This is a genomic window from Streptomyces sp. NBC_00433 (assembly GCA_036015235.1).
Lineage (GTDB): Bacteria > Actinomycetota > Actinomycetes > Streptomycetales > Streptomycetaceae > Actinacidiphila.
In genome coordinates this window covers 8427501-8440714 of sequence record CP107926.1, presented here as the reverse complement: position 1 = coordinate 8440714, position 13214 = coordinate 8427501, and the positions used below count along the sequence as shown (strand labels likewise).

General features: G+C 67.9%; 10 protein-coding genes, 2 rRNA genes and 1 pseudogene (1 of these 13 only partly in view). 1 reads left to right on the top strand and 12 read right to left on the bottom strand.

Annotation, left to right across the window (positions count from 1 at the left end; translation table 11 throughout):
* Position 1: 1 nt before the first annotated feature.
* Positions 2-397, top strand: coding sequence for a PRC-barrel domain-containing protein (locus OG900_36515; protein ID WUH95121.1), 396 nt, complete (start codon positions 2-4; stop codon positions 395-397).
* A gap of 174 nt (positions 398-571) precedes the next feature.
* On the opposite strand, the gene OG900_36510 is transcribed toward OG900_36515, so the two are convergent.
* The 12 genes and pseudogenes from OG900_36510 to OG900_36455 form a co-directional block, all read right to left on the bottom strand.
* Positions 572-1936: a DNA polymerase IV gene (locus OG900_36510; GenBank protein WUH95120.1), complete on the bottom strand. Its 1365-nt coding sequence runs from the start codon at positions 1934-1936 to the stop codon at positions 572-574.
* 104 nt (positions 1937-2040) lie between these two features.
* Entirely contained in the window at positions 2041-2658 is a 618-nt protein-coding gene (locus OG900_36505) for a MerR family transcriptional regulator (protein WUH95119.1), read from the bottom strand.
* A 209-nt stretch (positions 2659-2867) separates the two neighbouring features.
* Positions 2868-3341: a bifunctional nuclease family protein gene (locus OG900_36500; GenBank protein WUH95118.1), complete on the bottom strand. Its 474-nt coding sequence runs from the start codon at positions 3339-3341 to the stop codon at positions 2868-2870.
* 91 nt (positions 3342-3432) lie between these two features.
* The gene (locus OG900_36495; protein ID WUH95117.1) at positions 3433-4179 is read right to left on the bottom strand and encodes a MerR family transcriptional regulator; all 747 of its coding nucleotides are present in this window, start codon (positions 4177-4179) and stop codon (positions 3433-3435) included.
* Between the two features lie 46 nt (positions 4180-4225).
* Positions 4226-4549, bottom strand: a pseudogene (locus OG900_36490) (FHA domain-containing protein).
* Positions 4550-5114: 565 nt separating this feature from the next.
* The gene (locus OG900_36485) at positions 5115-5972 is read right to left on the bottom strand and encodes a DUF881 domain-containing protein (GenBank protein ID WUH95116.1); all 858 of its coding nucleotides are present in this window, start codon (positions 5970-5972) and stop codon (positions 5115-5117) included.
* 7 nt (positions 5973-5979) lie between these two features.
* Positions 5980-6312, bottom strand: a complete 333-nt coding sequence (locus tag OG900_36480) for a small basic family protein (protein ID WUH95115.1) — start codon at positions 6310-6312, stop codon at positions 5980-5982.
* The gene (locus OG900_36475; protein ID WUH95114.1) at positions 6309-7250 is read right to left on the bottom strand and encodes a DUF881 domain-containing protein; all 942 of its coding nucleotides are present in this window, start codon (positions 7248-7250) and stop codon (positions 6309-6311) included. Before OG900_36475 ends, OG900_36480 begins: the two co-directional genes overlap by 4 nt.
* Before the next feature lie 120 nt (positions 7251-7370).
* The gene (locus OG900_36470; protein ID WUH95113.1) at positions 7371-9866 is read right to left on the bottom strand and encodes a mannose-1-phosphate guanyltransferase; all 2496 of its coding nucleotides are present in this window, start codon (positions 9864-9866) and stop codon (positions 7371-7373) included.
* Positions 9867-9889: 23 nt separating this feature from the next.
* Positions 9890-10498 carry a CDP-alcohol phosphatidyltransferase family protein gene (locus OG900_36465; GenBank protein WUH95112.1) on the bottom strand — a complete coding sequence of 203 codons (609 nt, stop codon included), beginning with the start codon at positions 10496-10498 and terminating at the stop codon, positions 9890-9892.
* A gap of 110 nt (positions 10499-10608) precedes the next feature.
* A 5S ribosomal RNA gene (rrf, locus tag OG900_36460) occupies positions 10609-10725 on the bottom strand.
* A gap of 103 nt (positions 10726-10828) precedes the next feature.
* A 23S ribosomal RNA gene (locus OG900_36455) occupies positions 10829-13214 on the bottom strand; it runs 739 nt beyond the window's last position.

Here is a 13214-nt window from a genome sequence, read left to right as displayed (position 1 = left end):
CGTGCAGACCGATATCGATCCGCGAAGCCTCATCGGCCGCCGCGCTTTCGACCGTGACGGTACGAGGATCGGCACGGTGGACGAGGTGTACCTCGACGACGCGACCGGCACTCCGGAGTGGGCGGCGGTACGGACCGGCTTCTTCAGCCGCGACGCCTTCGTACCGCTGGAGCCGAGCGAGATGGTGGACGACGCCCTGCGGGTGCCGTACAAGAAGTCCCTGATCAGGGACGCGCCGGACTTCGGCGTGGGGCGGCACCTGTCGCCCGAGCAGGAGCTGCAGCTCTACCACCACTACGGCATGGATGTGCCGACCGTCCCTGACGGGGGTCGGGGCGGGCCGCGCGACTTCGGCGAACTGGCCAACGGCGACCCGCGGCCGGGCGACGGCGGCTGACTCTTCCTAAGGGCTGTCCCGCTAATCCGCGGTGGACCAGCGCGCGGCGTCAGATGCGGTACATCGCAAGGCGAAGGGTCGCCCTCATACCGGGTCGTGTTCGGGCGAGCCCGACAACGCAGCGAGGTGCCGTAGCTGTCGTCGCGCGCCCGCCGGGGATCAGCGGGACAGCCCTCAGTGGCCGGCCGGGGTCGGGAGGCCGGTCAGTGCGGGCGGGTCGGTCCTGGTCAGGGCCGGGTCGTCGACGGAGAAGGTGCGCACCCGGCCCGGCTCGGTGTCAGAGGGCACCTCGAAGCGGATGGTGACCCGGCCGACGCCGCTGCCCTGGACCCACCCGGCGCCGTGGTCGCTGTGCTCGACGTCCTGGCCCGGCACCCAGCGGTTGGCGTGCTCCGGCTCCGGCGGCGGGGTGACGGGCAGCTCGGGCGGGGTGTCGCGGCCGGCTCCCGGGCCGGGGTCCGACTCGCGCAGGGTCTGCGCCGACTGGGCGAAGAGGTCCTCCTGGGTGAAGTCGGCCAGACCGGACACGCCGACGCCGAGCAGCCGCACCCCGCCGGTGGTGTCGACGGCCTCGGCGAGCCTGCGGGCGGTCTCCTTGACCACGGCCGGGTCGTCGGTGGGCGCCCGCAGCGTCTCGGAGCGGGTCAGCGTCGAGAAGTCGTACCGCCGGATCTTCACCACCACCGTGCGCCCGGAGCGGCCCGCGCCGCGCAGCCGCTGGGCGCAGCGGTCGGCGAGCCGGTCGACCTCGTAGCGCACCCGGGCCCGGTCGGTCAGGTCGGTGTCGAAGGTGTCCTCGACGGAGATCGACTTCACGTCGCGGTCGGCGACCACCGGGCGGTTGTCGAGGCCGACGGCCATCGCGTGCAGCGAACTGCCGTGCGCCTTGCCCAGCAGCCTGATCAGCTCCGGCTCGCCGGCCTGTGCGATCTCGGCGACGGTGAGGACGCCGGCCCGCCGCAGATGCTCCGCGGTGGCGGGTCCCACGCCCGGCAGGGTGCGGACGGGCAGCGGGTCGAGCAGCGCGCGCTCGGTGCCCGGCTCGACCACCACCAGGCCGTCCGGCTTGGCCTGCTCCGAGGCGATCTTGGCGAGCAGCTTGGAGCCGGCGAGGCCGACCGAGGCGGTCAGGCCGGTCGCGGCCAGGATGTCGGCCCGCAGCCGCTCGGCGACCGCCCGCGGGTCGCCGGCCAGGTCGCCCGCCTCCAGGTCCACGAAGGCCTCGTCCAGGCTCAGCGGCTCTATCAGCGGCGACGCCTCGGCGAGCAGCGCCATCACGGTCTCGCTGATCCGCCGGTAGATGCCGAAGCGCGGCACGAGATAGGCGGCATTGGGGCACAGGCGCCGGGCGTGCGCCATGGCCATCGCGGAGTGGACACCGTGCACGCGCGCCTCATAGGACGCGGTCGCGACCACGCCGCGGGGTCCGAGCCCGCCGACGACCACCGGCTTGCCCCGCAGGCTCGGCTTGGAGGCCTGCTCGACCGCGGCGAAGAACGCGTCCATGTCCAGGTGCAGGATCGTGGGCGTACTTCTCACACCCTCGATCCTGCCGCACACCGCCGACAATCGCCGTACACCTGTACGGCATGGCGACCCGGCACCGTTTACGGCCCGAACGCGATCGGGCGGCGGCGGCCCGCTCAGACGGCCCGGTTGCGCCGCCTGGCCAGCTCGTCGGCGGGATTGTGGCCCACCAGGGTCTCGCCGGTGTCCACCCGCTCGCCGTGCAGCTCGGACAGCGAGCTCTCGACGTCCCGCCACACGACGCCCACCGCGATCCCGAAGATCCCCTGGCCGCCCTGGAGCAGCTCCACGACCTCGGCGGGCGAGGTGCACTCGTAGACCGTGGCGCCGTCGCTCATCAGCGTCATCCTGGCCAGCTCGGCCGGGCCCACCGAACGCAGGTGCCTCACCGCCGTCCGGATGTTCTGCAGCGACACGCCCGTGTCGAGCAGCCGCTTGACGATCTTGAGGACGACCACGTCGCGGAAGCTGTACAGCCGCTGGGTGCCCGAACCGTAGGCCGGGCGGACGCTGGGCTCGACCAGGCCCGTACGCGCCCAGTAGTCCAGCTGCCGGTAGGTGATGCCGGTGGCCGCGCAGGCCGTGGGACCGCGGTAGCCGACCTGCTCCGGCTCGGGGTCGTCCGCCGGTGCCGCCTCCCCCGTCCCCGCCGCCCCGGGCCCGGCGGCGCGGGCCAGCGCCCCCAGGGGCGGATACGGGTCGCCGATCGCCGAACCGTCGCCGGTGCTTCTCACGCCGCCCTCCGTCCCTCACGTCCCGAGCACCGCGTGCACGTGCCACAGGACTTTCCACGTCGACGGTAGGCAGTCACCAGGGGTGCGTCAACGATCGCCACACTCGCCACGCCGAGTGAAAGTCACCCCACGAGTGGTTTGATGTGACCGGAGCCGGGAAGGCCTCCCCGAATGGCCTCACCGTGGCAACCTTGCCCGCACCCGGCGGCTCACTGGTTGCTGGTGCCGAAGTCCTCCGGGGAGATCTGGTCGAGGAATTCGCGGAATTTCTCCACTTCGTCCTCCTGCTCGTCCGGGATCGCGATCCCCGCGTCGTCCAGCACCCCGTCGCTGCCGTAGATCGGCGTCCCGGTGCGCAGTGCGAGCGCTATGGCGTCCGAGGGGCGGGCGCTGACCTCGACGCCGCTGGCGAAGACCAGCTCGGCGTAGAAGACGCCTTCCCGCAGGTCAGTGATGCGGACCTCGGTGAGCGTCTGCCCCACGGCTTCCAGTACGTCCTTGAAAAGGTCGTGCGTCAGCGGTCGCGCAGGCGTCATTCCCTGCTGCGCGAAGGCGATGGCGGTGGCCTCGCCCGGCCCGATCCAGATGGGCAGGTACCGGTCGCCTCCTACTTCACGCAGGAGCACGATCGGTTGATTGGAGGGCATTTCCACCCGGACACCCACAACATCGAGCTCGTTCACACGTCAACCCTAGGACGTGCCCGCCGGGTTTGGGTAGTCGGGCACCCCGGGCGCCGCCTGCGGGTGTCGTTCGAACAGCGGGATTTCCCGGTCAGCGGAGCCGCAACCGCAGTGCGGAGCGCACCATCGCGGCGTGCAGCCGCACCGACAGCTCGGCCAGCTCCTCCGCGGTGACCTCGGCGTGTCGGCGGGTCTGCGGATTGCGGTGCCGGCGCAGCGGCGCCACCAGCTGCTCCACCAGACCGGCCTCCCGGTCCGCGGCCGCCTTCACGGCCCGCAGATGCCGCGGCTCCAGGCCGTAGCGGCCCAGATCGGCGATGAGGCGGCCGATGACCACGGTCTCGGCGTCGTAGCCGCCGTCCCTGCCGGCCTCCACCAGCCCGTAGGACTCCCACTGGTCCAGTTCGGCCGTGTCCGCCCCGGTGGCCGCCAGCAGCTCCTCACGCCCCACCCGCAGCTCCTGGGGGGCGTGCAGGGCCGCCTCGGGGCCGTCCTGCGACGGCGGGTCCCCCTCTGCCCCGGTCCGGCCGGGCAGCGCGGGCTGCTCGCCGCGGTCCAGGCCCTCCAGATGCTCCTTGATCACCCGCAGCGGCAGATAGTGGTCCCGCTGCACCCGCAGGACGTACGCGAGGCGCTGCACGTCCTGCGCGGCGAACTTGCGGTAGCCCGAAGGGGTGCGCTGCGGCTCGACCAGGCCCTCCGCCTCAAGGAAGCGGATCTTGGAGATGGTGACCTCGGGAAACTCGTCCCGCAGCTGCCCCAGCACCGCGCCGATGCTCAGCAGTGCGCCGTCCGTGGTGGCGGTGCCGTCTCCGGCACCGCCCGGCGTTCGCTGCATGAGCACCTTTCTGGCAGGTGGTGTCCCCCCGGACGGGTCAGGAGGCTCAGATGCCCCGCTGGCTCGCGTAGAAGACCAGCCGGTATTTGCCGATCTGCACCTCGTCACCGCTGGACAGCGTCACCGCGTCGATCCGCTCCCGGTTGACGTACGTGCCGTTCAGGCTGCCCACGTCGGAGACGGTGAAGTAGCCGTCATTGCCGCGGCGGAATTCCACGTGCCGCCGGGAGACGGTGACGTCGTCCAGGAAGATGTCGCTCTGCGGATGCCGTCCCGCCGTGGTCAGCTCGCCGTCCAGCAGGAAGCGGCTGCCCGAGTTCGGGCCGCGGCGCACCACCAGCAGCGCGGAGCCCAGCGGCAGCGCCTCGACGGCGGCCTGCGCCTCCGGCGACAGCGACGGCGTCACGGTCTGGCCGGTGGCCTCCGCCTCGTACGCCTCGATACCCGAGATCGAGATCGTGGACGTCGTCTCCGAGGGGCGCTCACCCGGAGCGCCACCCGGGCGCAGCGGGGCGCCGCAGTTGGAGCAGAAGCGGCTGGCCGCCGCATTCGTGAAACCGCACCTGCCGCAGACCGGCAAACCGAACCCTCCACCCGTGGTCGAGGTTGATGGTTCCCCGGAACCTATGCGAGCGGAGGACGCGGGGTCAACAGGCGCCACGCCGGGCGTACCGGAATATCCGCCCCTGCCCTGGCCCTCGCTCCTGAACAGCGGGCGGTCGGCGGACTGCTCGTCCTCCGCCAGCCCCCGTGGCGCCCGATGCCGTGCGGTCGCCGGGTCACCCGACTGCCGCGCACTCTTGCCGAACAACTTCCCAAACAACTTCACGGGCGATTCCCCTTGAACGACGCAGACCCGCCCGTAAGGCAGGACGAACCCTCACTACACACAGTTTCCACCACGCAACAGTCCACCGACGCCCCGACCCCCCGCCTCACCGCGATGACGACCGAGCGTAGTCAGGCTGCTCCAACGGCCGCAAGGCGTCCACGACGATCTTCTGCGACCTCACCACTTCTGCCGTGGCCTGCTCCTTCTCCAGCGTCTGCACCACCCCGCCCGGAATATTCAGCGCCGGCTCCAGATCCTGTGGATTCCCGATCACCTTGAAGACGTACGGCTGGGACACCTGCCGGCCGTCGATCAGCACCCCGCCGGCGCCGTCGGTGAAGTACGTGTCGGCGACCACCCGCACCTGGTTGATCTGGATCGCCTCGGCGCCGGCCGCCCGCAGTTCCTGCAGCGTGTCCAGCAGCGAGTCCGCCGCCACACCCCCGTCGGGATCGCTGATCGTCAACGTGATGCCCGGACCCTCGGCCGCGACGGTGCCCGCCAGGATACCGAGCTGCTGCTCCTTCTGCCGCGTCTGCTTGAGCGCCTCGGCGGCCTGGTCGGAGCTGGACTGCAGTTCGCTGCGCTGGGTCTCCAGGCCGCGCTTCTCGTCCTCCAGGCGCTGGGTGCGGTTGTCCACCTCGGTGAGGATGCGGACCAGGTCCTCCTGGCGGGCGCCGCGCAGGGGCCCGCCGTTGTCGCTGGTCGTGTTCACCTGGATGGCAAGGCCCAGGCCCAGCACGAACAGCAGCACCGCGACCGTCAGCTGGGCGCGCGAGGCCCGCGGCGGCCACAGGCCGGCGAGCAGCCGCTGCCGCCCGCTCGGCTGCGGCGCGACCGGCGCGTCGGCGTCGCGAGCCGCGTCCCCTGGCTCACCATGGGGCACGGGCTCGGTATGGGGCTCCGGCTCAGCTTGAGGCTTCGGCTCGGTACGGGGCTCGTGGTCGTGCTCGTCGCTCATACCGCGGTCACGCCCGGAAGACATGGCGGCGGATGGCCGCGGCGTTGGAGAAGATCCTGATGCCCAGCACGACCACCACACCGGTCGACAGCTGCGCGCCGACCCCGAGCTTGTCGCCGAGGAAGACGATCAGCGCGGCCACGACCACGTTGGACAGGAAGGAGACCACGAAGACCTTGTCGTCGAAGATCCCGTCGAGCATCGCGCGCAGACCGCCGAAGACGGCGTCCAGCGCGGCGACGACGGCGATCGGGAGATACGGTTCGACCCCGGTCGGCACCACGGGGCGCACCACCAGTCCGACCACGACTCCGACGACGAGGCCCAGTACGGCGATCACTGCGAAACCTTCCCTGTTGCGGCGGTGTCCGCCGGCCCGCTGCTGCCCGCGACCGGCCGGGCGTAGCGCACGATCAGGCTGGGCGCGGCCGCCAGGCGGACGTCCTTCTCCACTGTGACGCTCGCCCGGATCCCGTAGTTCTCCTCCAGGACGTGCAGATACTGACCGTCCGCACTGTCCTGGAAGGCCGTGCTCAGCTTTTCCCCGTCACCGATCGCCAGCACCGTATACGGCGGCACCAGCGGTCTGTTGTCGACCAGTATGGCGTCCCCCGCCGCCCGAATGGCCGACAGTGCCGTCAGCCGCTGTCCGTTGACGCTGACCGCCTCCGCGCCGGACGCCCACAGGCCGTTCACCACCCGCTGCATGTCGCGGTCGCGGACCCGCCCGGTGTCGGTGAATCCGCTGCTCTCCCGCGGGCCGCCGGTGTCGCCCTGCGCGGCCTCCTTGGCGTCGTCCACGACCAGCTTCACCCCGGGGCCGTGCACCGGGGTCGCGCCCGCGGGAAGGTCGAGCCGTCCGGTGTCGCCGCCCCGGTCGCGCAGCGCGGCACGCTGCTCGGCGGACACGGTGTCGCGCAGGCCGTCGACGCTCTTCTGCAGGCTGTCCGCGCTCCTGGTCTCCGCCTGGACGCGGTCGATCAGCTTCTGCCGCTCCTTGGCCTCGGTGGGGGCCGCCCGGTGTGCCTGGGCGGCGCCCACGGTGACCACGATCGCCGCGAGCAGCAGGCCTGCGGCAAGCCCCAGCCGGCCGCTGAGCGATGTCGGCAGCCGCGAGGTGCCGACCTGGCCGCGGCGGGCCGCCGCCTCCGCGTACCCGTCGTCGAGAGCGTGCTCCATGACGTTCGTGAGCAGGAACATCGAGGCGTCGGGCCGCCGCTGAGCAGCCCCGGGCACGGGGCTGCTCCGATCGGGTCGCGGCTGCGGCATGCCGCACATCGTCGCACGTCGGGACCACCGCACTCGAATGGCCCCCTCACGGCGTGCCGATCGGGTGCGCGATCACCTCCGCGCCACCGCTCGGCCTGCCCACGGGCTGGTGTGCGGCACTCTTCCGGGTCACTCCCCGGCGCCCTCCACGACCTGCGACCACTCATCGAGCAGTGCCTGCGCGGAGGCGTCGTCGGGGCCTTCCGCCCACAGGTGGGTGACCGCTTCCGCCGGGTCGGGCAGCACCATGACCCAGCGCCCGTCGGACTCCACGACCCGCACGCCGTCGGTGGTGTCCACCGAGCGGTCCCCGGCCTCCTCGACCACCCGGCGCATCACCGAGCCCTTGACCGCCCACGGGGTCGGCACGTCCCGCTTCAGCACGTGTGCCTGCGGGATACGGGCGTCGATCTGGCTGAGGGTGAGCTGGGTGCGCGCCACCAGGCCGATCAGCCGTACGAAGGCCGCCGAGCCGTCGAAGACGCTGCTGAACTCGGGCACGATGAAGCCGCCGCGGGCGTCACCGCCGAAGATGGTGCCCTCCTCGCGGCCGACCCGGGTCAGGTCGTCGGGTGACGTCATCGTCCAGGTGACCTGGGTGCCGTGGTAGGCGGCCACCTGCTCGGCGATCCTGGTCGTGGTGACGGGAAGCGCCACCCGCCCGCTGCGCCGCTCGGCGGCCACCAGGTCGAGCAGCACCAGCAGCGCCCGGTGGTCCTCCACGATCCGCCCGCGCTCGTCCACCAGGGACAGCCGCTCGCCGACCGGGTCGAACCGCACGCCGAAGGCCGCCCGCGCCGAGGACACGATCTCGCCGAGCCGTACGAGCCCGGCCCTGCGGGTCTCCTCGGTCTCGGTGGGGCGTGCCTCGTCCAGGCCGGGATTGACCATCAGCGAGTCGACGCCGAGCCGGCCGAGCAGAGACGGCAGGACGAGTCCCGCACTGCCGTTGGCGGCGTCCACCACGACCTTCAGGCCCGACTCCGCGATACCCGAGATGTCCACCGCGCGCAGCAGCGCGCCGGTGTAGGAGTCGAAGACCGTCGAGGGGAAGCGGAGGTCGCCGATCTCGCCGGGGAAGGCCCTGCGGTACTCCTGCCGGGCGAAGACCCGGTCGAGCTTGCGCTGGCCGGCGGCCGACAGGTCGGCGCCGCGCTCGTCGAAGAACATGATGTCGAGCGAGTCGGGCCGTCCGGGCGAGGTCCTGATCATGATGCCGCCCGCGCTGCCGCGGGCGGTCTGCTGGCGGGCCACCGGCATCGGGACGTTCTCCAGGTCGCGCACCTCGATCGCGCTGGTCTGCAGCGCCGAGATCACCGCCCGCTTGAGCGCGCGCGCACCACGGGAGTGGTCACGGGCCGTGGTGACGGTCGCGCCCTTCTTCAGCGTCGTCGCGTACGCCCCCGCCAGCCGTACGGCCAGCTCGGGTGTGATCTCGACGTTCAGGATGCCGGAGACGCCGCGGGCGCCGAACAGATGTGCCTGGCCGCGCGACTCCCAGATCACCGAGGTGTTGACGAAAGCGCCGGCCTCGACGGTCTTGAACGGGTAGACCCGGACGGTGCCCGCGATGATCGACTCCTCGCCGATCAGGCACTCGTCGCCGATCACGGCCCCGTCGTCGATCCGGGCGGCCCGCATCACGTCGGTGTTCTTGCCGATCACGCAGCCGCGCAGGTTGGTCTGCGGGCCGATGTAGACGTTGTCGTGGACCACGGCCTTGTGCAGGAAGGCGCCGCTCTTCACCACGACGTTGGACCCGATCACACTGTGCTCGCGGATCTCGGCGCCGGCCTCCACCTTGGCGTAGTCCCCGATGAACAGCGGCCCGCGCAGGATCGCGTCGGGATGCACCTCGGCGCCCTCGGCCACCCAGACGCCGGGGGCGATCTCGAAGCCGTCGATGTCGACGTCGACCTTGCCTTCGAGGACGTCCGCCTGGGCCTTCACATAGCTCTCGTGGGTGCCGACGTCCTCCCAGTAGCCCTCGGCGATGAAGCCGTAGATGGGCTTGCCCTCCTTCATCAGCTGCGGGAAGACATCACCCGACCAGTCGACCGGCACATCGGCCTCGACGTAGTTGAAGACCTCGGGCTCCATGACGTAGATGCCCGTGTTGACGGTGTCGGAGAACACCTGGCCCCAGGTCGGCTTCTCGAGGAACCGCTCGACCCTGCCCTCGTCGTCCACGATCGTGATGCCGAACTCCAGCGGATTGGGCACGCGGGTCAGGCAGACGGTGACGAGGCCGCCCTTCTGCTTGTGGAAGGCGATCAGCTCGGTGAGGTCGAAATCCGTGAGCGCGTCGCCCGAGATCACCAGGAAGGAGTCGTCCTTCAGGGCGTCCTCGGCGTTCTTGACGCTGCCCGCGGTACCGAGGGGCTTCTCCTCGTTCGCGTACGACAGCTCCATTCCGAATTCCTCGCCGTCCCCGAAATAATTTTTCACAAGGGATGCGAGAAACTGGACTGTGACGACCGTCTCAGTGAGTCCGTGCCTCTTGAGCAGCGTCAGAACGTGCTGCATGATCGGCCGATTCACGACTGGGAGTAGAGGTTTGGGCATGCTTGAGGTCATTGGGCGAAGGCGGGTACCTTCGCCGCCGGCCATAACAACCGCTTTCATGTCGGAAACATCCTCCTCGTGACTCAGTCAGCCGTGGTGTCCGCCCTCACAAGTCGGCGGACCTGCACCACGTAGAGGATCCCTGCCCACCAGTACAGGGTTGTACCCCAACCTGTGAAAGCCCAGCCGAAAACAGCCGCCAGTGTCGCAAGCCAACCGCTGCCGTCGCTCAGCAGCAGCAGCGGAAAGGCGTACATGAGGTTGAAGGTAGCCGCTTTCCCGATGAAGTTCACCTGGGGTGGGCCGTAGCGGTGTCTCCTCAGAATCAGCAGCATCACCGCCATCATCGCTTCACGGGCCAGCAGCAGGACGGTGATCCACAGCGGGAGGATGTCCCGCCAGGTGAGTCCTACCAGCGTGGACAGCACATACAGCCGGTCGGCGGCGGGGTCGAGCAGCCGGCCGAGGTTGCTGATCTGATTCCAGCGGCGGGCCAGCTTGCCGTCCAGGTAGTCGCTCACCCCGCTGAACAACAGCACCAGCAGCGCCCACCCGTCGGCCTTGGGGCCGCCGAACTCGGGCCACAGAATCAGCCACAGGAACACCGGCACGCCCACCAGGCGGGCCATACTCAGGATGTTCGGGATCGTGAAGACCCGATCCGTTTGCACCTGTGTCTCCTGGACCTCCACCGGGTCCCCTCCTGCTGTATCTACGTGCGAACGTTGCGGGCCGACTCTACCCCAGGCACAAAAAGGGCCTGGCCCCGGATCAAGGATCCGAGGCCAGGCCTCTAATAATTGTTCGGCGGTGTCCTACTCTCCCACAGGGTCCCCCCTGCAGTACCATCGGCGCTGAAAGGCTTAGCTTCCGGGTTCGGAATGTAACCGGGCGTTTCCCTAACGCTATGACCACCGAAACACCATGAAACACACACCACACCCCCGACACCTGCCCGCAAAGGACAGTGAGGGTGTGTGGTAGCTGGTTGTTTCAGAACCACACAGTGGACGCGAGCAACTGAGGACAAGCCCTCGGCCTATTAGTACCGGTCAGCTCCACCCCTTACAGGGCTTCCACATCCGGCCTATCAACCCAGTCGTCTACTGGGAGCCTTACCCCATCAAGTGGGTGGGAGCCCTCATCTCGAAGCAGGCTTCCCGCTTAGATGCTTTCAGCGGTTATCCCTCCCGAACGTAGCCAACCAGCCATGCCCTTGGCAGGACAACTGGCACACCAGAGGTTCGTCCGTCCCGGTCCTCTCGTACTAGGGACAGCCCTTCTCAAGACTCCTACGCGCGCAGCGGATAGGGACCGAACTGTCTCACGACGTTCTAAACCCAGCTCGCGTACCGCTTTAATGGGCGAACAGCCCAACCCTTGGGACCGACTCCAGCCCCAGGATGCGACGAGCCGACATCGAGGTGCCAAACCATCCCGTCGATATGGACTCTTGGGGAAGATCAGCCTGTTATCCCCGGGGTACCTTTTATCCGTTGAGCGACGGCGCTTCCACAAGCCACCGCCGGATCACTAGTCCCTACTTTCGTACCTGCTCGACCCGTCAGTCTCACAGTCAAGCTCCCTTGTGCACTTACACTCAACACCTGATTGCCAACCAGGCTGAGGGAACCTTTGGGCGCCTCCGTTACCCTTTAGGAGGCAACCGCCCCAGTTAAACTACCCACCAGACACTGTCCCTGATCCGGATCACGGACCGAGGTTAGACATCCAGCACGACCAGAGTGGTATTTCAACGACGACTCACCACCGGCTGGCGCCGATGTTTCAAAGTCTCCCACCTATCCTACACAAGCCGAACCGAACACCAATATCAAGCTATAGTAAAGGTCCCGGGGTCTTTCCGTCCTGCTGCGCGAAACGAGCATCTTTACTCGTAGTGCAATTTCACCGGGCCTATGGTTGAGACAGTCGAGAAGTCGTTACGCCATTCGTGCAGGTCGGAACTTACCCGACAAGGAATTTCGCTACCTTAGGATGGTTATAGTTACCACCGCCGTTTACTGGCGCTTAAGTTCTCAGCTTCGCCACACCGAAATGTGACTAACCGGTCCCCTTAACGTTCCAGCACCGGGCAGGCGTCAGTCCGTATACATCGCCTTACGGCTTCGCACGGACCTGTGTTTTTAGTAAACAGTCGCTTCTCGCTGGTCTCTGCGGCCACACCCAGCTCACCGAGTAAATCGGATCACCAGACATGGCCCCCTTCTCCCGAAGTTACGGGGGCATTTTGCCGAGTTCCTTAACCATAGTTCACCCGAACGCCTCGGTATTCTCTACCTGACCACCTGAGTCGGTTTAGGGTACGGGCCGCCGTAAAACTCGCTAGAGGCTTTTCTCGACAGCATAGGATCATCCACTTCACCACAATCGGCTCGGCATCAGGTCTCAGACTATGTGCCATCCGGATTTACCTGGATGACGTCCTACACCCTTACCCCGGGACAACCACCGCCCGGGCTGGACTACCTTCCTGCGTCACCCCATCACTTACCTACTACCCCCTAGGGTCAGCGGCTCCACCACTCCCCCTCACTCCGAAGAGATCAGAGGCGGCTTCACGGCCTTAGCATCAAAGGATTCAGCATTGGGCGCTTTACAGCGGGTACCGGAATATCAACCGGTTGTCCATCGACTACGCCTGTCGGCCTCGCCTTAGGTCCCGACTTACCCTGGGCAGATCAGCTTGACCCAGGAACCCTTAGTCAATCGGCGCAAGAGTTTCCCACTCTTGTATCGCTACTCATGCCTGCATTCTCACTCGTGAACCGTCCACCACTGCCTTACGGCGCGGCTTCACCCGGCACACGACGCTCCCCTACCCATCACAGCGGGCGTTGGCCCTTCATGCTGCAATGACACGACTTCGGCGGTACGCTTGAGCCCCGCTACATTGTCGGCGCGGAATCACTTGACCAGTGAGCTATTACGCACTCTTTCAAGGGTGGCTGCTTCTAAGCCAACCTCCTGGTTGTCTCTGCGACTCCACATCCTTTCCCACTTAGCGTACGCTTAGGGGCCTTAGTCGATGCTCTGGGCTGTTTCCCTCTCGACCATGGAGCTTATCCCCCACAGTCTCACTGCCGCGCTCTCACTTACCGGCATTCGGAGTTTGGCTAAGGTCAGTAACCCGGCAGGGCCCATCGCCTATCCAGTGCTCTACCTCCGGCAAGAAACACACGACGCTGCACCTAAATGCATTTCGGGGAGAACCAGCTATCACGGAGTTTGATTGGCCTTTCACCCCTAACCACAGGTCATCCCCCAGGTTTTCAACCCTGGTGGGTTCGGTCCTCCACGACCTCTTACAGCCGCTTCAACCTGCCCATGGCTAGATCACTCCGCTTCGGGTCTTGAGCGTGCTACTAAATAGCCCTATTCGGACTC